We start from the raw sequence: 25277 nt of genomic DNA, 5'->3' as shown, positions 1-25277 counted from the left end.
TGGCCTTACAGGGCCGTTAATCTTGAAGCCCAAACTGGGCCGTTCTCAGGCGGCGTCAGCGGCCTGATCCCGAGGATATTCATTGCTCGGGTCAGATTATAGGCCAGAACCGAGAGGGCCATGTCGGCGGCTATCCGGGCTGCTGAATTAGCCGCGATCGGCAACGGCCTCGAGCTTTTCAGTTATCAGAACAGCCTTCGCCTGCCTGGCCATATTGGCAAGTTGTGCCCGACCTGAACCGCTATTCGATTAACTCGTCAGCAAGCAGCAGGATCGACGGGGGAATTGCCAAGCCGAGAGATTGGGCGGTCTTGAGATTAACGACAAGACGGAAGCGTGTCGGCTGTTCAAGCGGCAGGTTGGCGGGCTTCTCGCCTTTTAGAATGCGCGCTACCAGGCTCGCGCCGCGCTCGGCAGTCTCAGCCTGGTCCGGACCATAGGACATGAGGCCTCCGGCGCGCACAAAGTCATCCGTTTCATAGATTGTGGGCAGGCGGTGCGTTGCCGCAAAGTCAAAGACGCGTTTGCGATTGAGCGCGGTGAGCGCGTCCGCCACTATCAACAACCCATCTGGCATGGAGCGTTCCATGGCCGCAAACGCATCTTCGAAATCGTTGGGCTCGCGCACACCCAATGCCACGACCGTCACGTTCAACGTCTTCGCCGCGGCCGCAGATGCTTCGTAACGCTCGGTCATCCCGGGGTTACCCGCATTCCACAATAATGCTAGGCGCTGAAGCCGAGGCGCCGTCTGCTTCAACAGTTCGAGGCGCTTCGGCGCGAGCTCACCGGCGACATCGGAAATGCCCGTGATGTTTCCTTCTGGTCGGTTGAGACTGGCGACGAGCTGCGTTTTCACAGGATCACCAGTTGCGAAGATCACAGTTGGAATCGCGCCCGTACCTTGTTTGACTGCAGCAGCCACAAAATAGCCGAAGGCGACAATGACATCGACCTTCGCCGCAAGCAGCTCCGTCACCAGGCCCGGCAAGCGGTCGAGATGTCCTTCCGCGCCACGTTCGACCAGTTCGCAGCCGCTCGCGGGGGTAAAGCCGCTCCGTGCAAGGTGTTGAGTTATCAGACCGGTTAGCTTGCCGGGGTAGGTATCCGGCGCAAAGCTGCCCTGGCTTAGGAAGCCGATGCGGTAGAGCGTGGAACCTTGTGCGAACGCCGCCAACGGCCTAGCGAACGGCCAAGTCGCCACACTAGCGAATGCGACAATCAACTGGCGTCGTTTCATGGCGGCACCATGCCTATTGAGGATTCTGTTTTCCTCGTTTGCAAACTCGCGGGCTTCTGAGGCCGCCCCAGTTGGCGGCCTCAGGCATGGGAGGGTTACAAGCAGTTAGGCCGTGCACCATAAACCCGGCGGCGTGATGCGACTAAAGCAATGTCTGCTCTGCTTCGGGCGGCAGCGCAATATGTCGCAATGGGCCTAAGCCGGCTCAGATGCCGACCGTTTCTCCGCTACGAGCAGCAGTCGCGTTCCAATTGCCAATATTACCCCTCGGCTACGAATACGTACCTGCTGCCATCCTTGGCCAGCGTGCCGACGTTCGGCATCAACCAGTGAGTACCCGAAATGGTGAGCTTGTCGGCGACAGCGCGATCGAAGATCTTCCTTCGCGTTTCGACAGCCATTTGCGGATCCTGGTCGATAGCGAGCTGCCACTCCGGATTTGTTGAAATGTGTGGCGCAAGATTGACCACGTCAGCGCTGATCAGGAACTGTTCGCGGCCGGAGGTGACCAGATGCGCGACCATTCCCGGGCTATGGCCGGGCGCCTGAACGGCGTGCACACCGGGCACGAGTTCTGGTTCTCCCTCAAAGGTCCTGACGTTTTTCCAAGTCGCCACCGTGGCCTGAATTCGCTGGGCGAGGCCTTTGCGCGTCGGTCCGAGATCGATCGACTCGACCCCCGGGCGCGTCCACCATTTCAATTCCGCGGCGGGCACCACGATGTCGGCATCCGGGAAGACCTGCCCATCGCTCTCATTGTTCATGAGGCCATAAATGTGGTCGCCGTGGAGATGGGAGATGAGGATCGTCTTGACCGCCTTGGGGTCTAGGCCTGCCGCCGCCATGCTCTCGAATAACCGGCCATTCCCCTCACCATAAATCGGATGACCGCCCGTACCCGAGTCGATCAGGACCACTTGATCGCGCAGCTTGAGCGCCATAACGATAAACCGCAGGGGCGCCCGATTGTCGGGAAATCCGGCACCACGCAACACGGTCTTGACCTGTTCGACGCTGACATTCCTGACCATGCCCTCCCGCAGCGGAACGTCACGCATGCCATCGATCAGAGAAAAGAGTTCAATGTCGCCGACCTTGTATTTGCGAAAAGGTTGAGTGACGGACTGTTGAGCGTGAGCCGCGTCGACAAACGTAATCGCCTTGTCGAGTCCAAACGCGGCATAAGCACCGGCTGCGCCAAGTGTCACGTCCCGACGCGAGATATCGGACATCGTTTGGGACTCCCCGCTGACTGAATGGATCGAGCATATCAATGGTGATGTGCACGGCACAAGGTCGGCTTCGGGTCATTTTCGACGCATTTGACAGAGATTGAGGACTGGTTGATGTCCGCTCCTGTCCGTAAGCGCCGTACCAAGAGCGGTCCAGGAGCGTTGCGTTTGGCCGGACTGCCGTGATTCAAACTCCCGAACTGGGGGCTCGAATCATGCGCTACGAACTCGCTGACCATGAATGGAGCGCCATCAAGCCGATGCTGCCGACGCGCTACGATAGGCTCGCCGCCAACTACCTCGCATTCGTTCAACTCGCGTCAATCAGGCTATGGCTGCTGCCGCGCGGCTCGGTCACAAAATCGCGGCCGTAAACGTAACCCAGTTCCGCCGTTCCGCACAGGAACGCACGAACGGTGCGGTTGGGCGGCAGCGGGCCCAACATGTCAGCAGTCGACCCGCAGATGCTGACAATTCCGATACGCGCTATCTTCTGTGCAAGCTGGGCTCGTGCTGCAATTGGCCAAACCGCAGCACCACCAACCAGTGCAATGAACTCCCGCCGCTTCACCCGACATTCTGACATTGGAGATAGAAGACAGCTAAAGGGCCGATCGCAGACGTTCTCCAGTGGCTTGCGCGCCTAGTACCAAGCGATCGTCAGTCCATCGCCGGAGTTAGCGTGGGATCAGCAATGCCCAATGCTCGTCCGCTACGCCCTCGAAAGTGGAACATTGTATGATGAGCGAAGAGGCCGGTTTAGGGCCGATATTGTTGAAAAAGTCCTGTGTGGCGCGGATGCCTATTTTCTAAGGGCATCCGGTGCAGTCGTTGTCATCAGATGCGGGGGACCACGTCAAGCTATGCAGGATCGCTGTGCGATCTTCCTAGGTCTACCGTGAAGGCTTTGCTTGTCGGGAGTCGATCCGAGCTAATTTCAACGAGATATTTGAACCAGTATTATTTTCGACTTTTTCAACAATATCGGCCACAAGGAGACAATAGCCTGCTATTCGATCACCTCGTCGGCGCGCGCGAGCACGCCGGGCGGAATCGCAAGGCCGAGCGTCTTAGCCGTCTTGAGGTTGATTACCAGCTCGAACTTGGTCGGCTGCAAAACCGGCAAGTCCGCAGGACTGGCGCCCTGCAGAATCTTGCCGGCATAGATGCCGAATTGACGATATTGATCGGGCAGGCTCACGCCGTAGCTCATCAGGCCACCGCCTGCGGTAAACTCGCGAAAAGGACACATGGTGGGCAGCGCGTTACGCAGTGCCAGCGTCGCGAGTTGACTGCTCCGGCCGATGAAAAATCCATCCGGGGCAACGACGAGCGCATCACGGTGCCGTTGGAACGCGGCGTCGATTTCGGCTTCCGTGCTGGCATTCAGGATTTCGATCTCTTGTCCGAGAGTGCGCGCGGCCTCCTGGACGCCTCTGATATAGAGTTCCATATTTGGGTTGGTCCGGTTCACGAGAAAGGCAACCGACTTCGCGGCAGGCACGACCTCATGCAGCACCTCCAACTGCTTGGCCCCCAGCGCGCCGGAGATCAAGCTCACTCCGGTCACGTTGCCGCCTGGTCGGTTCAAGCTTTTAACAAGCCCAGCCTCGACTGGATCGTTAGCGGTAAGGAAGACAATTGGAATCTTCGTAGTTGCCGCCGTGGCAGCTGGAACAGCCGACGTGTTCGCGGCGATCACAGCCACCTGACGCTGCACGAGGTCGGCAGCCATTGCCGGCAGCCTATCGTAGTGACCCTCCGCCCAACGGTATTCGATCGCCACGTTCTGGCCTTCGATATAGCCGGTCTCCTTCAGACCGAGGAGAAATCCGCTCACGTTAGACGCATAGGCCCGCGGCGATGCGCCGTTGAGAAATCCGACCACCGGTATCGGCTGCTGTGCGTGCGCCGCGAGCGGCCACATGGCCGCGCCGAGGAACGACATAAACTCGCGCCGTCTCATTGCCTGCCCCGATGGATCGAGCCTACCAACACTAGCATGCCGGAAGGGCGCAGTCGTATCCGCTTTGGGTCGATATTGTTGAAAAAGTCGAAAATAATACTGGTTCAAATTTCTCGTTGAAATCGGCTCGGATCGAATCCCGACAAGCAAAGCCTTCACGGTAGACCTAGGAAGATCGCACAGCGATCCTGCATAGATTGACGTGGTCCCCCGCATCCGATGACAACGACTGCACCGGATGCCCTTAGAAAATAGGCAGACATCCGTCGCGCTATTCGATAACCTCGTCGGCACGAGCGAGAAGAGTGGATGGCATTCGCAATCCCAGCGCCTTTGCAGTTCTCAGGTTCACCACCAGCAAGTATTTGGTCGGGGCCTGCACCGGCAGGTCGCCTGGCTTCTCACCTTTAAGGATGCGATCCACATAGGCGGCCGCGCGTCCATACTGGTCGGTGAGGTCGGGTCCGTAGGAGATCAACCCGCCACGCACAGCGCTGTAACGATATGGGTAGACTGCTGGCAGCTTGTACTGGGCCGCGAGGGAGATGATCAAATCGAGGTGGATCGTGGCTGACGCGCTTCCCGTCACGATCAGACCGCAATTTGGAGATTGAGCAACGGCGGCAACGGTTCGCTCGATCTCGCCAGCATCGCGCATGTTGACCGGCACCACTTCTACTCCAAGGCTTGGTGCCACAGCCTGGATCGCGCCGAATTGAACCGTTCCAGTCGGGTTTTCGGAGTTACGAAGAATGGCGGCCCGCGTCAAATTCGGCAGGATCTGCTTGAGCAACTCCAGCAACTTGGTGTTGAAGCTGTATTCGGAGACCATGAAGCCCGTGATATTCCCGCCCGGCTTGGCGAGGCTCTCGACGATGCCAGCACCGACCGGATCGGCCACTGATGCGAACACCACTGGAATAGAGCGCGTGATCTTTTGGACTGCGGCGACGCCTAGGGCTCCCGAGGCAAGAAGTATATCCGGCTTGAGGTCAATCAACTCGACTGCCGCCTTACGAAAGGCTTCTGCAGTGCCAACAGCATAGCGATACTCAATCTGCAAGTTACCGCCGACAACCCAGCCCAATCCCGCCATTGCTTGGCTGAAGGCGTCAACCCTCGCGACCTCCTCTGGATCGCCTGCGGCTCGATTTATCAATACGCCGACGCGTCGTATTGGCTGCTGCCCCTTTGCCGCAAGCGGCAACTCGGCAAGCGACCCTGCAAGGAGCGCAATGAAGTCCCGCCGTTGCATGCGCTCCTCCCCTCAGGACTACGCTAATGGGAAATCAAGTTTAGCACTTTGTCGCGTTGCTGTGCGGGCTATTGGGGAGCCTGTCGGACGGCGTGTCGGACCGCATTGGGTCCGATGCAGACTTGGTGCTTGCCCGGCCTCAATCGCGACGGTTTAGTCCGGCCATTGCCAGGTCCGGTCTACCTCTCACAGCCGACATAGAGGCGACTGGCGGATTTTGTCGCTACGGGCCATGTGTGGACTCCTGCATCGCAGCAAAATTACCCTCACTCGATCACCTCGTCAGCGCGGGCGAGTTGTGTTGCCGAAATCGCAAGACCAAGTGCCGTTGCGATGTTTAGGTTCACTCCGAGCTCGAATTTCGCTGGCTGTTCGACCGGGAGGTCCGACGTTTTGACACCATTGAGAAGCTTTGCGACGTAGCCGGCTGATCTTCGGTACATATCGGCGAAACTTGGTCCATACGACAGGAGACCTCCATCCCTGACATAAGCCGTGGCCTCCCAGATGGACGGCAGCCGGTACCGCGAGGCGAGTTCGATCAGGCGCTTGCGATCGTAATTGAAGAAAGGTGACGCAAAGGTTGCGACACCGTTCGCACCACGCGCGACGGCTGCAGCAAACGCGTCCCCGAACTGATCTGGATTATTGGCTTCAATTATTTCGAGCGTGATTAAAAGCGCGCGCGCCGTTGCTTCTGCCTCGGATAACCCCGCCGGGCTCATTGATGTATCGCGTAAGACCAACACGCGAGTCACTGCGGGAGCCGCTTCTATCAAGATTTCGATCCGCTTGCCTCCAATTCGGAGTCGGACATCGAAAGACCTGTAACGTTGTCATCCGGATGAGAAAGGCTATTGACGACGCCATTGCCAACGGCATCACCCCAATTGCAAACACGGTGGGGGTGGTTGCGGTCCGGCCGTGACGATCACATCGAGCTTCCGTTGGGCGAGTTCATCCGCCAACTGCTGGAGCCGATTGCGGTCGCCTTCCGCCCAAAAGTAGTCCACCGTGATATTGCGTCCCTCGACCAACCCGTTTTCGCGCAGTCCCTACTTGAAACCTTCGATCTGACGCGGGTCGAGCACGGTAGCGCTTGTAGCACCAAGGTAGGCTATGTGGGCGAGGCGAGCTTGCTGGGCCCTCGCGAGATACGACAATGAGACAATCGTCCCTCCAAGAACTCCAATGAATTCGCGCCGATGCATGTGCATCCTCGAATACCATAGACTCTGGAATCGCAATCTAGCACTTCGCGAGGCGGCTGTGGCGGCATTGAGCCTTCTAAAATCGACGCGAGTGTTCGTTTAGCAGACCTGTCTCATTGACCCGACTTTCAGACGAGACAGCAGTTTTCCGGCAAGTTGAACGTCGTGGGTTTCACCAAGGCTCAGCGCCAGCCCTGCCGGCATACCATTGCTATCGACGACCGCATGGATCTTGCTCGTCAAGCCGCCACCTGGCCTCCCCATCGATTAGCGCTGGTTTCGTGCAATGCAGGCTCCATGTTGATGCACACGGACAATGGAAGTGTCGATCATCTGAACGGCGGCATCGTGGGCAGCGGCAGGTTCGTCTCTTATGCGGCCCCAGACACAAGCCCGCCGCCAGCGGAAGAAACGATGATAGCAGGTCGTGTAGGGGCAAAAATGATCCGGCAAAATCGCGCCAAGGTGCCGCGGATCGGAGGACCCAGAAGATGCCAATGAGGATACGTCGGTCACCCGAGGAACGCCGCAGGCTTGTACGGCAATATGGGCTTGATGGTGACCCATTCACAGTCGGCGAGCTCGTAGAGCATAATTCGACCCCCAGTTTGGGAGTCTGAATCTCGGGGGTCCGCCCAAGCGCAACGCTTCTGGCCCGGCGCCGGTTCGGCGCTCACGGGGTAGAAGCGGACGTCAACCAGCCTACCACACAGCCGAATCCGTCGCGAATGACCCCAGAACGAACAATTTGCCCTATTCGACCTTAGCCCCTCGTGATTTTATTGCCCGAAATCTTATGAGGCCACGAAACTGACAAAGCTGATACGTCGCCATCTCCGCGGCTGTCGGCTTGCTCGGCCTGCTGATGTTGCACGAGCGCCGCAATGGCGCGGCGCAATCATGGCTGGAGCCTCCCCTGCACGAGCCGGTCGCGCAGGCGCGGAACGACAAAGTCGACGAAGGCGCGCAGCTTCAGCGGCAGGCGGCTCTGCGTGTCGTAGACCAGATGCACAGGGCGAAGCTGCGGCTCGAACGCCTCGAGCACGACGGCGAGACGCCCGGCACGCACGTGATCGGCGATCTGATAGGACACCGCGCGCACCAGGCCGGCGCCTGCGAGCGCGGCATCGATGGCAGCGTCGATCGTGTTGACGCTGAGGCGCGAGCGGAACGAGATAGTTTTCTCGGTACCGTCGTACTCGAATGTCCACGTGCTCAGCGCGGAGACGCTCTGAAACGAGACGAGCCGATGCTTGTCGAGGTCGCCGAGCGTCACAGGGATTCCGTTGGCGGCGAGATAGTCGGGGCTCGCGCAGATGACGTGCCGGACTTCGCCGACGCGCGTTGCGATCAGGCTGCTGTCCGGCAAGAGACCAAGACGCAAGGCGACGTCGACCTGGTCTTCGAGGAAATGCGCAACGCGATCGGTGAGGACAAGCCCGACCGACACTTCGGGAAACGCCTCCAGGAAGCGCGTCACCACGGGCAGCACGTGCATCCGGCCGAACATGATCGGTGCGGTGACGACGAGGTCACCTTTCGGCTCGCTGTATTCGCCGGAGGCCGCACGCTCGGCTTCGGACAGCTGCTCCAGGATCGATTTTGCTGAGGTGACGTAGGATCGCCCGGCCGGCGTCAGCTCCAGCCCCTTGGCCGATCGGATCAGCAACGTCGCCTTCAGATGCGCTTCGAGCTCCGCGACCCTGCGGCTGACGGTGGCCAGCGGTAGCCGCAGCTCCCTGCTCGCTTTGGACAGGCTGCCGCTCTCCACGGCTGCGAGCAGCACCGACATGGCAGCCAGGCGGTCCATAGTGCCTTCCACTAAACGAGAGGGTCCCTCCCGATCTTAGCGGCTGTTGCGCAATCCCGGGAAGCCCCAAAAAACGACGACGGTTCGCCACCTGCGGCCGGGCAGCCAAAAAGGGACCCACCATGACCAATCCTACGCTCCACCGCACCGCCACGGTGAACGGCCGCAAGGTGTTTTACCGCGAGGCCGGAGACCCCTCCGCGCCGACCATCCTGCTGCTGCACGGCCTGCCGACCTCCAGCCAGATGTTTCGCGAACTGATGCCGGCACTGGTCGACCGCTTCCATCTGATCGCCCCCGATTACATCGGCTTTGGCCACTCCGATGCGCCCTCGCGGGGCGAGTTCACCTACACCTTCGATAATCTCGCAACCCATGTTGCCGGGCTCGTCGATGCGCTCGGGCTCACCTCCTACATCATCTACATGCAGGACTATGGTGGTCCCGTCGGCTTCCGCCTGTTCACACAGCGCCCCGCACAAGTGAAGGGTTTTATCATTCAGAACACCAACGCCTACATGGAAGGCGTCGGGGACGCGCCCAAGAAAGTGCTGCTGCCGTTATGGGAGAACCGCAACGCCGAGACCGAGAAGCCCGCGCGGGACTTCGTCAGCATCGAGGGGACCAAATTCCACTGGCTCGTGGGCGCGAAGAATCCTGAAGCCATCAACCCCGACAACTGGATCCTCGACCAGGCGCTGCTCGATCGTCCGGGTACGCAGGATTACCAGGTCGATCTGCTCGAAAACTACAAGAGCAACATCGCGCTCTATCCGGACTGGCAGGCCGCCTTTCGCAAGCACCAGCCGAAGACATTGATCGTCTGGGGCAAGCACGACCCGTTCTTCATCCCGCCGGGCGCCCGCGCCTATCTCAACGATCTGCCGGACGCAAAGCTGGTATGGCTCGATAGCGGGCATTTCGTGCTCGACGAGAACGTCGCGCAGGTCGCCTGCGAGATCAAGGCGAGGTTCGCGCCGAACCATACTGCTACGAACTCCGCGGCTTAAACAATCCTCACATTAAGGACAACAACAATGGACCGCCGCCTTCTCGTCCTTGCGATCGGCATGTTTGCGCTCGGCACCGACAGTTTTGTCGTGGCTGGCGTGCTACCCGAAATCGCCCGCCATTTCGATGTCAGCATTGGAGCTGCCGGGCAGATGACCACGATCTACTCCGTCACGTTCGCCCTGCTCTCACCGACCATCGCCGGGCTCGCGGCCGGCGTCTCGCGCAAGACCATGCTGATCGCGGGCGCCGCCGTTTTCGTGCTCGCAAACCTTGCGACCGCGATCTCGCCAACCTTCACCATTGCGTTGTTGACCCGCGCACTTGCGGGAGCCGGGGCCGCCATGTTCTCGCCGACCGCGACGGGATCTGCAGCAATGCTGGTACCGCCGGAGCGGCGCGGCTACGCGCTCTCCATCGTCGTCGCTGGCCTGACGCTCTCGACCGCACTGGGCTCGCCTGCCGGCGCTGTCATCGGCGGTCTCGGCGACTGGCGCTACACGATGCTGTTCGTGGCAGCCCTCGGCACGGCGGCAGGCCTCGGCGTCTGGGCGTTCCTGACGGAAGTGCCGCTGCCACCTGCGGTGTCCCTCTCGAAGCGCTTGGCGCCGCTTGCCGACTCCCGAGTCCTGCTGACGCTGGCGACGACACTCGTCAATCTCAGCGGCATCTTCACGGTCTACACTTACTTCGCCGTCGCCTTCGACCGCGCCATCGGCAACGACGCGCTCGTGCTGGGCACCCTGCTCGTGCTCTGGGGCGCGGGCGGCACGGTCGCCAACCTCGCCTTCGGTCGGCTGATCGATCGTATCGGTTCGCGCATGGTGATCCTGTCGACGCTGGCCGTGCTCGTCATCGTTAGCGCATCGATGCCTTGGAGCAGTGCCAGCCTGTGGACCGCGATCCCCGTCGTCGCCATCTGGGGTGCCGCCGGCTGGGGCCTGTTGGTACCGCAGCAATATCGCCTCGTCGCACTCGCGCCGTCGATTGCACCGGTGCTGCTCGGACTCAATACCGCCGCCTCGTTCTTCGGCATGTCGGCGGCGGGCCTCATCGGTGCAGCGGCCATCCCGCTGGTCGGCGCGCACTATCTCGGTTTTGTCGGCGCAGGGCTTGCGGTTCTCGCTTTCATCCTCGCCGAGCTCGCGACGCTCCGCATCGCCGCCGCCGAGACTGCCCGCATCGCGGCGTGCAGCGTGCCGGCGTAACGACCACAAAAGCCACGGGGCCGATGCCACAGGCTCGGCCTTGCCATGTAACCGCTCATTTTCAGGAATATACTGATGTATTTCGACGTCGTTTCACAGTGCACGAAGAACCTCGCCAATCTCCTGACCTGCCTCGACAGGGCTGGGCAGCATGCGGCGGCGAAGAAGTTCGATGTCGCGGTGCTCATGAGCAGTCGCCTCGCGCCAGACATGCAGGACTTCACCTACCAGGTTCAAAGCGCTTGCAACTACATCAAGGCTGCCGCCGCATGGCTATCGGGCCAAACTCCGCCGAAGCACGAGGACAACGAACGCACCATCGATGAGCTGCGCGCTCGTATCAAGAAGACGATTGCCTTCGTGGAGAGTGTCCCCGCAGAGCAATATGCCAATGCGAGCGAGCAGAAGATCAGGCTCTCCTGGGCCCCGGGCAAATTCCTCAGCGGCCAGGATTATTTCTTGCAGATGACGATCCCCAACACCTACTTCCACATAGCCACGGCCTACGCCATCCTGCGCCACAACGGGGTCGATATAGGCAAGCAGGACTATCTGCGTCCGATCAACTTTATCAAAGGGTGAAGCGCCTTTCCCGCCGCCGATGCAATTCGGCGCAATGAAATTGAAGCTTCGACCTTTGGCCGCGGGTGCGAGACGACCTTTCGGAGTACCGCTGCGGCGGCGTTGCGTTCGTGTTCAAAGACGAGGAAGTAGCCGCACGATTCGCCGAACTCATAATATGCCGAGGACCTTGCGACAAACATCGGAACGTCGAGCTGCAAGGATTCGGCGGGATCGGCGTCGAACAGGTCCCGTCGATCCAGGACTGTAGTTCCGCGGTACTCCAACCGAGCTTGCCGGCCGATTGCGCCAGCTCAAATCCCCTGATCTGGTAAATCCGAGCGCCAACGGCGTCTCAGCGTCCCGGCGCGATCGCCACCGCCCCATTCTCGCTGGGCGCCTGGTACGCGGACGCGGGATTGAAGCTGTCGCCGCCTCCGGTCTCGATACCTCTCATAGAACTGAAGCAGCACTGGCATCGCCGGATGGACAACGAACCGGCGGTCCGCTGGCTTCGGATCGTCGCGGAGGAACTGCGAGACCGGGATCCCTCGTTGGCGATGTCGGCCGATTACGCGAAATCAAGGGCGAAGGCCGCGAAGCCGGCGGATGCTTCGCGGGCAGCGTCGAAAAAGGCCGCCCATGCAGGCGAACGGAAACGGCTTGCGGCGCGACCGTCAACTTCGCGTCGCGGGTAGCCGGATGCGGAATGCTTCACGTCTTGTCGTCAAAGCAACCCGACGACGTAGCAATGTCGCCAAGTCACTTTAGCAATCATCGTCGCGGATGACCGCCGTCGCGAATGTCTTGCCGAACTCAGCGCCGAGCGTGTTGGTCCTGGCCAAAAGATCGAGAAGAAAGCGCGCAGCGATGCAGCTCTCATTGCGGAATCCAGTTCCGGCAGTGAGCTGAACAGGGGCTTTCTTCTTCGGGGTGACCTTCTTCATGGCGTGTCCGCGGGATAGCGTTCCAGAACGCTCCAAGAACACCTGCAAGGGGCGGTGATAGGGCGAAAGCTCCCGGCTGATTGATTGAAGGCATAACGGTCGCGCTATCTCAATAAGATATTCCTTATTATCAAAATCCTGTTCTATAAGGCATAGCTTATTGATTGACGAGATCTTGATAAGACATGTCTTATAGATTTATCAATTCATTATATGCTATATCTTATCGCATGAAAGATGCCATCCGCCATCTCGACAGCCGCTTTGCCACGCTCCGAGCGCTCTCGCACGCCCAGCGCCCTCCCAAGGGTTGGATTCGCGCGATCCGCGACGCACTCGGCATGACCACCGCCCAATATGCCAAGAGGCTGGGGGTTTCGCAGCCACGCATCGTGGAACTTGAAAAATCCGAGCAAGGCGGCAGTGTAACCCTCAATACGCTTCAACGCGCGGCCGAGGCCCTCGGCTGCAGGCTGGTCTATGTACTTGTGCCCGAGCGCCCCCTCGCAGAAGTTGTGACCAAGCGAGCTGCCGAGGTCGCCGAGCGGCAATCACGAGCTATCGAGCAGACGATGCGGCTTGAGGACCAGGCTGTGGAGGACAATCAGGCTGCCCGCGCGCTTCGGGAGCGAGCGATCGAGGATTTGTTGAAACGCCCCGCGCGTCTCTGGGATGACGAATGACTGATACTGATCTGCATGCCGCCGACGATCACGCGACACCGCTGACGCCTCAGGAGCGCGAAGATCTTATCCCAACGCACATTACTTTACGCAGCGAGTTGAACGAGCTGGAGCAGCAGAACATCGCGACGGCAAACCGCTGGGCATTCGGCCGCCGGAAAGTCGCGACGCGAGAAAGTTTTCTCAGGAGTTTACATCGACGCATGTTTGAACGCGTCTGGCACTGGGCTGGCAAATTTCGAACGACGGAGCGCAATCTCGGCGTCGCGCAACATCTGATCGAAATTTCGCTGCATCAGGTGCTCGACGATGCAAGGTATTGGGCCGAGAACAGCACCTATCCACCGGACGAACTTGCCGTTCGCTTCCATCACCGCCTCGTATCCGTACATCCTTTTCCAAACGGCAACGGCCGCTGGTCACGATTGGCTGCTGATGTGTTGATCGTGCAGCTTGGCGGCCGGCGCTTTACATGGGGCGGCGCCGACTTGCAGACAGCCGGCACCGCGCGCACGGCCTACATTGCAGCGCTTCAGGCTGCCGACGACCATGATCTCGGGCCACTCATCGCTTTCGCGCGTTCATGAAGCGAGCCGCATAGACGCGCGGACGCTTGTGGCGCCGCGCTCTCGACCATCCCCATCCACACACTCCGCACTCGATCCGATGGGACGTGCCGAAACGGCGCGCGCGCAGCACAAGCGAGCACGCGCTGTCACGCCTCTTGGCGTGGGCATGTCCCCGGCCCGGATGCCCGGCGCTCGGGCGCCTCCGCGACACCTGAGACCGCCGATAGACCTGAAGGGGGCGGCGCGTTGGAAGTACCCAAGCGAGACCGGAGATCGCCTCCAGAGCATGCCGGCCACTACCAAGGGGCGGCGCTTGCAGCGGGCTCCACCGTCCCTGTGGATAGAGCGTGCCGCCCCTCACGGGACATGTTGGGACATGTGCGGAGTCCTACGGATTTCCCGGTGATTCGCGCCGCCGATGTCCCATGTCCCATCAATGTCCCGGTGATGTCCTTTTTCATGTCCCGGTGTCATGTCCCATGGCGCTATAAACGAAACCGCAACCACTCGCGCCCGACTACCCGCCCATCGTTCATTTCCCATATCAGGAGCCTGAAAATGAAATGCCCGATCTGCAAACAGGAAGCTGTCGAACTGGAGACCGGACTGTTCGACGGCCACGCCCTGAGATGTCCGACGCACGGCAAGGTCGGCTACTTCGACACCGTGCGAGCGGCTCGCGCGCATGAGGATCGCGATGCTTGGGAGCGCGCGTATACCAAGGCGGCAACGCGCGCCGTCAAAGACGGTCAGCACGAGACCGTCGGCGGCGCGATGACTGTGATCCTGGATAGCGACTTCTAGGCTGCCCGGCTCAGTGAGCAGGTTGGTGAAGGCGATGGCGATCCTGGCCTCGCTCGACGACGTGCCCATGGCGGCGTAGCGCGGCGCACAGGCGGCCGCGCGGGCATGCCCCATAAACGAAAGCGCAAGGAGTCCACCGCGATCCTCCGCCACATCAGCTTTTCCAGAACGGAAAAGCATCACTCTATGGAGATGTGGAAATGAAACTACGGCTCGAAGTGAAACAGACCCAGCACGGATGGATCTGGGAACTATACAATGGCACCAACCCAGTCTGGATGGAGCGGACCGCCTCGTTCTTCGCCACCCCGGAAGAAGCCATGCGAGACGGTGCCCGCGCCCAAGCTCGGATTGAACGACGGGGACTGTAGGAGCCGGCTCGGTGGGAGGGTTGCCGAATCTGCAACCCCCTCCTCTCGCGTCTCCGAAGGAGGTGTTGTCGAACAACCTCCTAGATCACACGCCCGCCGGGGCTGGAGATGGGCTCCGCTCGGCTCCTCACCTCTCGTTAATGGAAAAAGGGCAAGCTCCGCGAAGCTGAGGACCCCCAGAGGGTTTGTCTGAGGCCCCATACGGTGGCGAGATGAACCGCGACATCGGCTGGATGGTGCTGATGGGGCTTGCGCTGGCCTTCGTGTTGTTGCTGGCGTGGTGAAGTGCGACCACGCACGGCCACAACGCGCCCCCAGGCGTAGGATTATTTTCCCTTAGAGCAGCACCAACCACACGCAGACCACCATCGTCACCACCACGGCGGCGATCACCGCGCCGACCCGCGCCAGTAGAACGTACAACTGGTAGCTGTTCATGCCGCCGCCTCACGGACGTACAGGCGATTCATAACGGCCAGCGTACAGCGCGAGCCTGACGCAGGCCTGACATAATCAGAAACATCTCGTCGCCTCGGCGATGTCGTCGCCGCTGTGGCCTCACGCCAACAGCACGTAGATCAGCCCGGCGACTGCGATCGCCAGCCACGCCAACGAGAGACGGTAAAACAACTTGTTGAGGTCCATGGCGCCGAGCCCGCCGGCTGCAGACTGGCAGCAGCCTGAAACATACGGAAATGGTTCCCTTTGACCCAGATCAAACTCGCCGCCGGTACCGGAAAAGCTGGTGTCATATGGGTGTACCCGGCTGAAACCAGCGAAAATGCTGGTACCAAAAGCCATTGACAAACTCTAATCGAACCACCAATATGGCACTAACCCAAATCGAACCGAGGGGTTTCCGATGTGCCACACCCGCCTCTACCTTCGCGCCAGCACTGACGATCAGGACGCGACCCGCGCCCGCGGTGCCTGCGAGGCCTTCGCCACCGAGCGCGGCCTCGATATCGTCGCCACCTACATCGAGAACCTGTCCGGCGCCAAACTCGATCGCCCGGAACTCTTCCGCTTGATCGCCGACTCCAAGCACGGCGACATCCTTCTCGTCGAGCAGGTTGACCGGCTGTCGCGTCTCAACACCGCCGACTGGCAACGCCTCAAGGGCGAGATCGTCGCACGCGGCATCCGCGTGGTCGCGCTCGATCTCCCGACCAGCTGGACGATGGCGACGGGCAAGGTCGACGAGATCACCGCCCGCGTCTTCGATGCCATCAACGCCATGCTGCTCGACGTGCTTGCTGCCTTCGCGCGCAAGGACTTCGTCGACCGTCGCCGCCGTCAGGCCGAGGGCATTGTCGACGCCAAGGCTGCAGGCCTCTACAAGGGCCGCCCAGCCGATCAGAAGCGCAACGCGGGCATCCGCGCCATGCTTGCAGCCGGTGCATCATGGACCTCGATACAGCACGCAACTGGCTGCTCGCGATCGACCATCGCACGGCTGGCGAAGGCCGCATGATCCACCTCGCCGATCTCGATCAAGGCCGGGCTCGTGCCCGGCCTTTCGTTTGTGGATAACCGGTGCATCGGCGGTGCACGATAGGTGCATAACTGTGCCCCCGTCGCAAGCCTCACTCGCCCGGTCTGAGATAGAGGCGCCGTGGTTCATTGCCTACGCGCTCCACCCCGGTCCAGTCGGCCATGGGGTGCTCATGCCGCAAGTCCAAGGCTTCGTAATATGGGTTTCCGCAGCCTTCCGGCGACGTGTCCGCGAGAGTCTAGTTGCGCGAGGTCAGAGTGGCCAAACGCGCCGCAGTCTCTTGGTAAGGAGGATCTCAAATGAACTACGATGCTGAGTATTTAAATTTGGGCGACGGCAAATTCTGTGTGCGTGGCGCGGTGAGCGCCGCACTGCAACGGTCGTATGACGACGCGCGGCGGTCGGGATCAGATGCCATCCTTAGGCACGTTCAGCAACAGATCCGGAGCGCCGCGCCTGACGATATCTTCACAAAGCAGGCGTCCGACGTCGAGTTGCTCCAGAAGGCGGCGGAGGTCGAGATGGCTCGCACTGGTTTACCGCGTCGCGCCGACGGAGTTGTGCACGCAGCTATCGCACCTGGCGAAACCGCCACATCCATCGTCGACCGCGTCGAACCGGCTGGTGATCTCACCGCAATGGCTCTCGATGTGGAGTTCCGGCACAGATTTCGTTCGACCGATCGCGCGGGCTGAACGGGGGATGCGCTTCACCGGGAAGCGGCTGAGCGGGTTTCGTCCCCGGACTGCTCATCGCCTTCCCTTTTTCAATTTCGGATCATGCTTCGGTGGTCGAGTCTCGAGCGCTATATGCGCTGCAAGGACTGCTCGCGGCGGAGTGGGCATCCGTTCAAGCGGAGCCACCTCGTGGCGCTACGAACCAACAAGATCTCGGCGATGAACCCGCCATCGGTGTGGTGGCCGGGGGAACGCTGATACCAGTTCGGCCCTGCAAAACGTCGCCTTGTGGAAACAGGACGGAAGTGGTCAGCGTACGCGACGCACGTGACCGCGAATACCCCTGAGCGGAAGAGCCCGGTCAGGGGGCCAGATCGCTCTGCAGCGGCCAAATGGCGCGTTTCAGGAGGCCAAAAGGGGGCTAGGATAACTACGTGCAAGCACCTCAGTGCGGACGCTCGCCTACGGCTCCTCCGCGCGGCTGGCGTCAGCAAAATCATGGGAGGATTTCGCAATGAAATCGTTGGCCTATGCAACACTATTTGCACTCTCGCTTACCCCTGCGTGCGGCTTCGCCCAAGAGCACAAGATGAGCGACGAAGAGCTGATCAAGCTGTCGCTGTCTGCCGCCCCCGAGGCCATCGCCAAAGACGCTACGATCCTCGCTATGGATCATGACGGTAAGATGCGGACGTTGCGCGAAGGAACTGGGCAGTGGACCTGTATGCCAGGTCACGCTGATCCGGCCAATCCCGACCCGATGTGCGGCGATAAGAATGCCATGGAATGGGCGTCGGCCTGGATGAATCACAAGGAGCCGCCTGCGAACAAGGTAGGGTTCATGTACATGCTCCGAGGGGACGGCGGCGCAAGCAACACCGACCCGTATGCAACAAAAGAAGAGCCCGCCAACAGTTGGATTAAGACCGGCGCACACGTGATGATCGTCGGCTCTGGCGCTAAGATGTTGGATGGTTATCCGCGCGACGCGAAGGCGGACCCAACGAGGCCCTATGTGATGTGGCCAGGCACGCAGTACGAGCATTTGATGCTGCCGGTCCGCTGATCTCGCGGTCGAGCAAGTATAATTGCCAAGCTTGCAGTCTAAGGCCTCGGTGCGGACCAAAGCAGCCGGCTCGATACGTGCCGCGATCGATTTACGGGGATGCCCGTGATACGGCGCGCGAGATCGCGCAATCTTGGGACGGGTGCGTATCGCGGCATCCGACGAGGTCGCGATTTGACCCTTCGCGTTCGTTTGCGCGGCACGGGAAACGTCTGAAGGGTGATACCGGGAGCCACCCGGTAACGATCAGGTCGCCGGAAATGGGCTCTGGCAGGTTTCTGCGGGAAAGAGATTGAATTTTTGGAAAAAAACCGAAGGCGCCTGCGCAAATTGGAGTAGATTTCGGACGGTGTAGGCGCCTCGGCGCCCCTTTGGGGCGCTTGCTTTTCGAGGTCCAAAACAATGGCATCTGCCGATTGCACCTCTGTTCACCTCGTCGCCGACGAGGAAAATTCGAAGCGACGCCAAATCCTAGACGGTGCCTGCAAGGTATTCATGGATTTGGGGTTTGACGCTGCTAGCATGAGCGAGATTGCCCGCGCGGCGGGCGTCTCCAAAGGCACACTTTACGTCTATTTCACCGATAAATGCCGCCTGTTCGATGCGATCCTCGACGAGAAGGCGCTCGAAAAACGTCAGCTCGCGTTCTATTTCGATCCCGCATGTGACATCAAGACAATGTTGCAGAAGTTCGGCGAGACTCACGTCCGCACGCTCTGCCGGCCGGGCGGCGCATCGGCAGCCCGCATGGTCCTCGCGATCGCCGAGCGTATGCCGGAAGTTGGCCGCCGCTATTACGAATATCTGCTGCAGAAAACTGTCAACGGCCTCGCAGAATATCTCGATGCGCGTGTTAAGCAGCGGGAGCTCGCGATCAACGACTGTGAGCTCGCGGCCGCGCAATTCATCCTTATGTGCCAAGCGACGTTGTTTCTGCCCTTCATCTTCGAGGTGACGCCCGCTCCTTCCCAAGACCGTATCGCACGGGTGGTCGGCGAGGCGGTACAGACGTTTCTGGCGGCACATGCAGTGAAGGCAATTTAGAGCTGTGCCGTCCGCTGCCGGCATACGTCCTCAACACGATGCCAGGGATGGGCACGCGCTGGTTTGGGTCGACCATCTACCTTGCGAAGCCCCAACGCTGAAGGGAAGGTCCGAGTTTGACCTCGACTGTCTCACTGGGCACGTCCAGCACTGGAACCGAAGCATGGTGTCCTTTCATAACACAGGCACTGCGAATTTGAAGATCAGGAGCCCGCATTTTTCTACGTGCGCGCAATTTCGGCCCAAGATTGGTCACGCTAAAACGCTTCCGAACGCGCCCTTCGCCAGGCGCCGCACAGATATAGTATCGTCGTGCTTCAAAATGGAATGGAGACGATCATGGCCCCGGTGCTGCGGCTCTACGAGGATACGCTGTCCAATTTGGCCGAGCCGGCGGGACTGCCGCCGGTGCCGCGCATAATCTTCGTCGTGCACGGCACGGCCACAATCGGCGGCAGCGTGGTGAGCGACGGCGAGGCGTGGCATGGCGAGGCCAAAGCCACGCTCACGCCGGGAGTCGGTGGCGTCACCGCTTGGCGCTTCGAGCTCGCACCGGAGAGCACCGGCGATGCCCCGCTGCTCGCTGTCGGCATCCGCTCGCAGCTCAAGCTCGCGGCGCGGCTTGATACCCTGGGGGAAGGCGAGCTGCTGATGCGCGGGGACAGCGTCGGCTTCCCGCCCGGCGGCTGCGCCTACCTGCACTGCCACCAGGGACCCGGGATCCGCTGCCTGATCGAGGGCGGGATCCGCATCGACACCGAGGGCCGATCGACATCGTATGGGCCGGGCGGCGCCTGGTATGAGTCCGGCCCGGTCCCGGTATTCGCCCAGGCGGCGGCCGACCGGCCGAGCCGCTTCATCCGCGTGTTGATCCTGCCGCGCACGCTCCTGGGAAAAAGCTCGATCCAATACGTCAACGAGGATGATAAAGCGAAGCCCAAGTCGCAACAGTACCGCGTTTTTGTCGACGCGCCCATTACATGCGATCCGGCCGATTGAGCGTTCCACATGGCTGCGCGGTCATCGCTTCGGGGTGCGCCCGCGGATATGGTCAAACCCTTGCTTGCTTGCGGCAAAGCGCGCGTCGACCATCGGCTCCAATTCAAGGTCGGTAAAGATATATGGCCCGTCGTTCTCGACGCCTTCGCGGACGAGGCCAGCGGTCATGGGCACCGCGCGAGCAGGCCGAACACATGGCTGCTCCGACCCATGCTGCAAAGTGAAGTTTCTCCTTGCCAACCCGGCGCCGTCCACACATGGCCCTGGCGACCAAAATTGAAGACCGCCTGATGTCGGCTATGAGGGGAAGACCGGACCCAACAGAGATCGGGCAAAACCGTCGCGATTGACCCAAGCGACCGGATTCTTACGCCCGTGCGAAATGCCGCGAGGGGCCAATTCCGGACCCATGAATCGCAGCAAATTGCATTCTATTCGATCACCTTGTCGGCGATGGCGAGCAGCGTTTCCGGGATGGTAAGGCCAAGTGCCTTGGCGATCTTGAGATTGACGACCAGCTCAAATCGGGTCGGCTGCTCGATCGGCAGATCGGCAGGTTTGGCGCCTGCAAGGATCTTCTTCACATACGTTCCGGCGTGCCGATACATTTCGGGGCGAGACGTGCCATACCCGAACAACATCCCGGCTTCCGCCTGCTCCGGCGACGGGGCGATCGTCGGAACGCGTTCCTCAAGCGCAAAGGCAGCGATACGCTCATGAGTCTCGAACAGGACGGCGTCGGAAATCATGAGTAACGCGTCTGGCCGGAAACTGGCAATCGATTTAAACGCAGCGTCGAGCTGCTCTGGCGCGAGAACTTCGAACGCATTGGCTGTGATTCCCAGGGTCTGAGCCGTCTCGCGGAGCTGTTGGAATAGTCTCGGGTTCGAGGGGTTGCTTGGGTTCATCAGCACGGCGACGCGCCTCGCTTGGGGCAGCGCATCACGTAACAAGTCCACGTACTTGGATTCTCCCTGGTTCGATATCCCCGTGGTATTGCCGCCGGGCCGCGCCAGGCTCGCCACGAGACCGCTGCCAACCGGGTCGTTGGTCGAAATGAAGACGATGGGAACCCCGCGGGTTGCGAGCTGTGCGGCCCGCACCGACGCGACTGTCACCACGATGATAACGGCTGGATCGCGCCCAAGCGCAGCCTGGACCATTGCCGGGAAGCGATCATAGTGGCCCTCGGCGTACTGCACGTCCAGGATATAATCTCTGCCCTCAAACAAGTTGTTCTCGCGCATGCCGTCCTTGAATGAGGTGACGTAATGCCCCTGCTTCTCGGCGCTGCCCGGACCAAGCCAGGCAATACGCCGGGGTTGCTCGGCGCGCGCAGTGGCTGGAGCGTATGCGAGAGCAAATAGTAGCCCGCGCCTCTTCCTGTCGACCATGGGGCTTAATCTCCCTCAACGCGAGCAAATCAATTGGCATGGCAACCGACGGCCCAAGCGGTCGGCATACTCGAAAAGCGATAGCACATCACGACGCGGCCGGAGACTCGGGGCACGAGATTTCTATCCGCCCTATGACCGCCGCGGGGTCGTTGGTGACGGATCTAGCCGTGGTCGCAAGCCAGTTGATGTCCGCTTTTGTCCGTAAGCTCCATCGACCCCCTTCCTCTCCCAGGACACGCTGGCCTCGCTCCGGTCCGAAGCGACATTTGATCCGCCCTCGATGTAGCCTGCCGAGCGTTCAGCGACTGTGGCTGTTGCGGCACCAAAACGGCGGAGGATTGATCCTGAGCAGAAACGCGCGCTAGGCCGCATCCAAATGCTGTGCTTCAATCGCTGCGTTTCAGTGTTCAAACCAATCTCTAACGCAGGTTTCCGATGTCCATTTTTGAGACGCTAACGCCGGCTGAACGCGCGCGCCAGCTTGCGAATCCTGAAGGAGCGGTCGGTGTCGCCGTCGCCGATTGGTTGAACGAGAACAACAAGGAGGCCAATGCGAAGCTGGTGGAGTCTTTGAGTGTGGAGGCTGGCCACCACGTGCTGGAAGTCGGATTTGGAAATGGACGGTCCGTTCCCATCGTGATGGCCCAAGCCCCCGACGTGCGCTACACGGGCATCGATATCTCGCCCACGATGGTCGCGGAAGCTTCACATTTCAATACCGACCTGGTGGCCGCAGGCAAAGCGAGCTTTCATCTAACTTCGGCCGACGCGTTGTCATTCGGGAATGATAGCTTTGACCGCGCCTTCTCGATCGGCGTCATTCATTTCTGGGGGGAGCCGTTGACGTCGCTCTCTGAGATCCGGCGCGTGCTTCGTTCGGGCGGCGTGATGTTCATGGGCTGCCTGGCGCCAAAGGATGCGCCCGATTTTGCGCAAAGAGAATTTGGCTTCTATCTGCGCGACGCGTCAGAGTGGGAGGCACTTTGCCGCATGGCCGGCTTCGCCGTCGTTGATGTCCAGACCGTCGAGTCGGATCAGGTCACGCCAACTGGCGCACCGGTCAAACGCAATTCGATCAGGATCCGCGCACGCGCGTAGGCTTCGTGATGCGATCAGAGGACGAAGCGGAGCCAGCGAGGGTTTTGACTCGTTGCCCGATCACTCGGCCACTTCGACAATCATCTCGACTTCCACTGCATTGTTGAAGGGAAGGCCAGCCATCCCAACGGCAGATCGCGCGTGCTTGCCCGCGTCGCCGAAGACCTGCACCATCAGATCGGAAAATCCGTTTATCACCTTCGGTTGGTCGCCAAAGTCTCCTGCCGTATTGACCATTCCGAAGACTTTGACCACGCGCTTTACGCGATCGAGGCTGCCGAGCGCGTTCCGGACCTTCGCCAACATAATCAGCCCAACTTGGTGCGCGGTGTCATAGCCTTCCTGCACGGTAAGATCCCTGCCCACCTTTCCCTTGTACTTCCAGTCGGCAGCCGGAGTGTTTCCCGAGAGGAACAGCAAGTTGCCTACCCGGACCGCATCGACGTAATTGGCTACCGGAGTCGGAACAGGTGGGAGCGTAATATCCAACTCCTTTAGCCGGGCCTCAGCCGAAGGCGAGCTTTGTGCCAGGGCGACCGCCGGAATCGCAGTCCACACTATCAATCCAAGCGCGCATGCGCCGAACCATGAGAGCAGTCTCGTTGCACATATCATATGCGCCATGTGTCGGCCCCTAAGAGCTACTTCGCAGTTCTTAGGGTAAAGCATGACTGCAAAGGGGTCTTTCCGTAGTTCTTCGGTCTGAGCCAAGCTTCGGTGGCAACAATCCCGAATTTCATTTTCGCGACTGGGGCCAGTCTCCACGAGAGCGGCATATTCACAAGGTTGGCGCAGGCACGGAAGGATCCGTTCGCCTGACGGAGAGAGATCGCCGACTGAGGCGCACTTGACACTCTCATGCGTCGTTCATGCTAACCTGGGACCTCCTCCGATAAACTACGGAGCCCAAGGGTTAAATTGATACGTCGATCATAATTTTGGATACCCATTGATTCAGCGCCGCGAATGAGGCCGCGGCACACTTGCAGCCTGCATATGACCAAGAAATTACCGGAGCGCATCCCCTTCGCGAAGGCTGAGAAGGCGAGACTCGTCGCTGCAATCGACGTCGCCTCGCACCGGGATACCGAGCCGCGCGGCATCCGATCCGGTGAAAGACTGCGATACCTGCCAACGGTGGACGGCCAAATTGGGCCCGCTGACTTCAGAGAGGCAGAACCAGCAAATGCGCTGACCGGGTATCGGATTCCTGAGCGCGCCCATCCGCCGACATAGGGCAGTGTAGTTGTCGCTTGCGAAGCTTGAACCAGATCAAATTAATGGACGACAAACTTTCATCGAGATTGCGTTGAGGTTCGCTTCCCCAACATCGCTCGATACATGCCCCTTGGACATTTTACACCACTAAGGAGGTAGCCATGGCGATCGTGCAATTTACTCGTTTTAAGACCGACAAGCCCGACGAAATGGCCCGGATTGTTAAGCGGGCGAAGACAATCTTCGAAAAACACGGTGCTGAATTTCTTCGGCTGTCCCGTTTCCACACTGGTGCGTGGGCGGGAGAGTTGCTGGTTGCGACGCGCTACTCCAGTTGGGAAGTTTACGGCAAAGTGCAGGAAGCCGTGGCAAAGGACCCGGAGTTCGCGCAGGTGCTGGCTGACGGATTGAAGATTGCCGAACTACAAGGTCGCAACATCGCTGTTGGCATCGATCTCTAGTCGGGGCGCCGCCCAGCAAACCACGTTAAGCGCGAAGGCCGCGGGACATATTGCCGGCGGCCTTCTAAATTTAGATGGATTGCACTCGCGGTTGCGTTACCCTGCGCCCGGTCCCTTCGCTGCCACCTCTCAAGCGAATAGCAACGCAAATGGATCCGCCGCGAGATGCTTCTCCGTTCGCTTCGCGCCGCGGTAACAAAGGCAAAATCGGCTGAACCCTTTGAAAACTCAGGTGGCGATATCTCGCCGGTCGAGTTCGGCTATTTGCTCTTCGATGTCCCTGATCATCTCTTGAAGCAAGAACCGCATGGCGTCGTCAGTGGCCTCAGGAGTGATCTCGCGATACCTAAGCAACGTCCGTTGAAGTTCCCGCCTCGCCTTCTCTCGCTTCATGTTGGCCCGGGAGCGGAGGGCGAAGCGATAAGGCGCTGGAGCTTCGCTAGGTGGTCATCAATACGCTTTTTGGCGCGCATTATCGCGATAGACTGGATAAACCATTTTCCACCCCTGTCCTTGCCGTCCAAGGTCCCGCTCCATTTCCACACGCGCGGGGAAATGCTGGGGACGAGCCGGATATCGATGCCGCGGTGCTCCATGCCCGGCTAACGCGCCGAGTTCCATCAAAGTTCCCGGCACTGCCTCCTACACCAAGTGCTTCGCTGAGGTCGCTTTCGAGATATCCCGTTCACGCAGGACAATTGCTGGACCTTCACGGCGAGTGCATCATTCCTGATGCCTATTCGCGCTAACCCCGGGAAGAGGCACGGCGCTAGCACTTGCCTCCGCCGGCCCCCAGAGTGCTGGGCCCGTTCGCAGTTGTGTCCCTAGTGATGGTGTAGCTCGGTAGAGCAAAGCCGCCCGGACGCGCGCCCCACATAGCGCCGTAGCGGGCGGGCGGCTTTGCGGTGGTCACCGGCAGTTCTCCGGTAGGATCGGGTTGCGACACGCCAACGC

At 60.2% G+C, this 25277-nt stretch carries 27 protein-coding genes and 1 pseudogene; 15 read left to right on the top strand and 13 right to left on the bottom strand.

The genetic code is table 11. The annotated features are described in order from the left end of the window. Window positions 1-241: 241 nt before the first annotated feature. Together JQ586_RS37485 and JQ586_RS37480 are read right to left on the bottom strand one after the other, a co-directional pair. Window positions 242-1240 carry an ABC transporter substrate-binding protein gene (locus JQ586_RS37485; RefSeq protein WP_212399670.1) on the bottom strand — a complete coding sequence of 333 codons (999 nt, stop codon included), beginning with the start codon at window positions 1238-1240 and terminating at the stop codon, window positions 242-244. 260 nt (window positions 1241-1500) lie between these two features. Continuing rightward, a complete protein-coding gene (locus tag JQ586_RS37480) occupies window positions 1501-2472 on the bottom strand; it encodes an MBL fold metallo-hydrolase (RefSeq protein ID WP_212399669.1) in 972 nt (323 codons plus the stop codon). Window positions 2473-2687: 215 nt separating this feature from the next. On the opposite strand from JQ586_RS37480, the gene JQ586_RS37475 reads away from it, so the two are divergent. Next, window positions 2688-2846, top strand: a complete 159-nt coding sequence (locus JQ586_RS37475) for a hypothetical protein (protein ID WP_212399678.1) — start codon at window positions 2688-2690, stop codon at window positions 2844-2846. A 635-nt stretch (window positions 2847-3481) separates the two neighbouring features. Here JQ586_RS37475 and JQ586_RS37470 read toward each other — a convergent pair. From JQ586_RS37470 to JQ586_RS37460, 3 genes are all read right to left on the bottom strand, one after another. After that, window positions 3482-4438: an ABC transporter substrate-binding protein gene (locus tag JQ586_RS37470; protein WP_212399668.1), complete on the bottom strand. Its 957-nt coding sequence runs from the start codon at window positions 4436-4438 to the stop codon at window positions 3482-3484. A gap of 271 nt (window positions 4439-4709) precedes the next feature. Beyond that, window positions 4710-5693, bottom strand: coding sequence for an ABC transporter substrate-binding protein (locus JQ586_RS37465; RefSeq protein WP_212399667.1), 984 nt, complete (start codon window positions 5691-5693; stop codon window positions 4710-4712). Window positions 5694-5959: 266 nt separating this feature from the next. Then, on the bottom strand, window positions 5960-6475 hold the full coding sequence (locus JQ586_RS37460; protein WP_312017079.1) for an ABC transporter substrate binding protein: 516 nt from the start codon (window positions 6473-6475) through the stop codon (window positions 5960-5962). 165 nt (window positions 6476-6640) lie between these two features. On the opposite strand from JQ586_RS37460, the gene JQ586_RS37455 reads away from it, so the two are divergent. Beyond that, entirely contained in the window at window positions 6641-6859 is a 219-nt protein-coding gene (locus JQ586_RS37455) for a hypothetical protein (RefSeq protein ID WP_212399665.1), read from the top strand. Between the two features lie 159 nt (window positions 6860-7018). Here the strand turns inward: JQ586_RS37455 and JQ586_RS37450 are convergent. Both JQ586_RS37450 and JQ586_RS37445 read right to left on the bottom strand, forming a co-directional pair. Continuing rightward, window positions 7019-7497 (bottom strand): annotated as a pseudogene (locus JQ586_RS37450) (IS5 family transposase); the annotation flags it as partial. A gap of 305 nt (window positions 7498-7802) precedes the next feature. Continuing rightward, window positions 7803-8714 carry a LysR family transcriptional regulator gene (locus tag JQ586_RS37445; protein WP_212399664.1) on the bottom strand — a complete coding sequence of 304 codons (912 nt, stop codon included), beginning with the start codon at window positions 8712-8714 and terminating at the stop codon, window positions 7803-7805. 122 nt (window positions 8715-8836) lie between these two features. Here JQ586_RS37445 and JQ586_RS37440 point away from each other — a divergent pair, with 122 nt between their 5' ends. The 3 genes from JQ586_RS37440 to JQ586_RS37430 all read left to right on the top strand — a co-directional run bounded on the left by JQ586_RS37440 (window position 8837) and on the right by JQ586_RS37430 (window position 11515). Next, window positions 8837-9724, top strand: coding sequence for an alpha/beta fold hydrolase (locus JQ586_RS37440; protein ID WP_212399663.1), 888 nt, complete (start codon window positions 8837-8839; stop codon window positions 9722-9724). A 27-nt stretch (window positions 9725-9751) separates the two neighbouring features. Beyond that, window positions 9752-10933, top strand: a complete 1182-nt coding sequence (locus tag JQ586_RS37435; protein ID WP_212399662.1) for an MFS transporter — start codon at window positions 9752-9754, stop codon at window positions 10931-10933. A gap of 75 nt (window positions 10934-11008) precedes the next feature. After that, the gene (locus JQ586_RS37430) at window positions 11009-11515 is read left to right on the top strand and encodes a DUF1993 family protein (protein ID WP_212399661.1); all 507 of its coding nucleotides are present in this window, start codon (window positions 11009-11011) and stop codon (window positions 11513-11515) included. Between the two features lie 746 nt (window positions 11516-12261). Here the strand turns inward: JQ586_RS37430 and JQ586_RS37425 are convergent. After that, window positions 12262-12441, bottom strand: a complete 180-nt coding sequence (locus JQ586_RS37425; RefSeq protein ID WP_212399660.1) for a hypothetical protein — start codon at window positions 12439-12441, stop codon at window positions 12262-12264. A 230-nt stretch (window positions 12442-12671) separates the two neighbouring features. Between JQ586_RS37425 and JQ586_RS37420 the strand changes: the two genes are divergently transcribed. The 3 genes from JQ586_RS37420 to JQ586_RS37410 all read left to right on the top strand — a co-directional run bounded on the left by JQ586_RS37420 (window position 12672) and on the right by JQ586_RS37410 (window position 14497). Beyond that, the gene (locus tag JQ586_RS37420) at window positions 12672-13124 is read left to right on the top strand and encodes a mobile mystery protein A (protein WP_212399659.1); all 453 of its coding nucleotides are present in this window, start codon (window positions 12672-12674) and stop codon (window positions 13122-13124) included. Next, window positions 13121-13711: a mobile mystery protein B gene (locus JQ586_RS37415; protein WP_212399658.1), complete on the top strand. Its 591-nt coding sequence runs from the start codon at window positions 13121-13123 to the stop codon at window positions 13709-13711. Before JQ586_RS37420 ends, JQ586_RS37415 begins: the two co-directional genes overlap by 4 nt. Before the next feature lie 540 nt (window positions 13712-14251). Beyond that, window positions 14252-14497 (top strand): hypothetical protein, encoded by a 246-nt coding sequence (locus JQ586_RS37410; RefSeq protein ID WP_212399657.1) that lies wholly within the window; start codon window positions 14252-14254, stop codon window positions 14495-14497. Window positions 14498-15426: 929 nt separating this feature from the next. Here the strand turns inward: JQ586_RS37410 and JQ586_RS37405 are convergent. After that, window positions 15427-15669, bottom strand: a complete 243-nt coding sequence (locus JQ586_RS37405) for a hypothetical protein (protein ID WP_212399656.1) — start codon at window positions 15667-15669, stop codon at window positions 15427-15429. Between the two features lie 61 nt (window positions 15670-15730). Here JQ586_RS37405 and JQ586_RS37400 point away from each other — a divergent pair, with 61 nt between their 5' ends. The 5 genes from JQ586_RS37400 to JQ586_RS37380 all read left to right on the top strand — a co-directional run bounded on the left by JQ586_RS37400 (window position 15731) and on the right by JQ586_RS37380 (window position 20149). Continuing rightward, window positions 15731-16342 (top strand): recombinase family protein, encoded by a 612-nt coding sequence (locus tag JQ586_RS37400; RefSeq protein ID WP_212399655.1) that lies wholly within the window; start codon window positions 15731-15733, stop codon window positions 16340-16342. A 320-nt stretch (window positions 16343-16662) separates the two neighbouring features. Further along, complete coding sequence (locus JQ586_RS37395) at window positions 16663-17058, top strand: hypothetical protein (RefSeq protein WP_212399654.1); 396 nt, start codon at window positions 16663-16665, stop codon at window positions 17056-17058. Window positions 17059-17554: 496 nt separating this feature from the next. Continuing rightward, complete coding sequence (locus JQ586_RS37390; RefSeq protein WP_212399653.1) at window positions 17555-18106, top strand: hypothetical protein; 552 nt, start codon at window positions 17555-17557, stop codon at window positions 18104-18106. Window positions 18107-18508: 402 nt separating this feature from the next. Beyond that, window positions 18509-19150, top strand: coding sequence for a TetR/AcrR family transcriptional regulator (locus tag JQ586_RS37385; RefSeq protein ID WP_212399652.1), 642 nt, complete (start codon window positions 18509-18511; stop codon window positions 19148-19150). A 339-nt stretch (window positions 19151-19489) separates the two neighbouring features. Beyond that, window positions 19490-20149 (top strand): hypothetical protein, encoded by a 660-nt coding sequence (locus JQ586_RS37380; protein WP_212399651.1) that lies wholly within the window; start codon window positions 19490-19492, stop codon window positions 20147-20149. A 21-nt stretch (window positions 20150-20170) separates the two neighbouring features. On the opposite strand, the gene JQ586_RS37375 is transcribed toward JQ586_RS37380, so the two are convergent. Together JQ586_RS37375 and JQ586_RS37370 are read right to left on the bottom strand one after the other, a co-directional pair. Continuing rightward, window positions 20171-20317 (bottom strand): hypothetical protein, encoded by a 147-nt coding sequence (locus JQ586_RS37375; protein WP_249148627.1) that lies wholly within the window; start codon window positions 20315-20317, stop codon window positions 20171-20173. Between the two features lie 263 nt (window positions 20318-20580). Further along, window positions 20581-21543, bottom strand: a complete 963-nt coding sequence (locus JQ586_RS37370) for an ABC transporter substrate-binding protein (RefSeq protein WP_212399650.1) — start codon at window positions 21541-21543, stop codon at window positions 20581-20583. 438 nt (window positions 21544-21981) lie between these two features. On the opposite strand from JQ586_RS37370, the gene JQ586_RS37365 reads away from it, so the two are divergent. Next, complete coding sequence (locus JQ586_RS37365) at window positions 21982-22644, top strand: class I SAM-dependent methyltransferase (RefSeq protein ID WP_212399649.1); 663 nt, start codon at window positions 21982-21984, stop codon at window positions 22642-22644. Window positions 22645-22704: 60 nt separating this feature from the next. Here the strand turns inward: JQ586_RS37365 and JQ586_RS37360 are convergent, their stop codons facing one another. After that, window positions 22705-23268, bottom strand: coding sequence for a RidA family protein (locus JQ586_RS37360; RefSeq protein WP_249148626.1), 564 nt, complete (start codon window positions 23266-23268; stop codon window positions 22705-22707). A gap of 755 nt (window positions 23269-24023) precedes the next feature. On the opposite strand from JQ586_RS37360, the gene JQ586_RS37355 reads away from it, so the two are divergent. After that, window positions 24024-24323, top strand: a complete 300-nt coding sequence (locus tag JQ586_RS37355) for a hypothetical protein (protein WP_212399648.1) — start codon at window positions 24024-24026, stop codon at window positions 24321-24323. A 769-nt stretch (window positions 24324-25092) separates the two neighbouring features. On the opposite strand, the gene JQ586_RS37350 is transcribed toward JQ586_RS37355, so the two are convergent. Continuing rightward, window positions 25093-25277, bottom strand: a 185-nt coding sequence (locus JQ586_RS37350; RefSeq protein ID WP_212399647.1) for a hypothetical protein, incomplete at its 5' end; no start/stop codon positions are given.

The organism is Bradyrhizobium jicamae (assembly GCF_018130215.1).
Taxonomy (GTDB): Bacteria; Pseudomonadota; Alphaproteobacteria; order Rhizobiales; family Xanthobacteraceae; genus Bradyrhizobium; species Bradyrhizobium jicamae_A.
The sequence above is the reverse complement of the archived record's forward strand: the minus strand, read 5'-3'. Positions and strand labels throughout refer to the sequence as shown.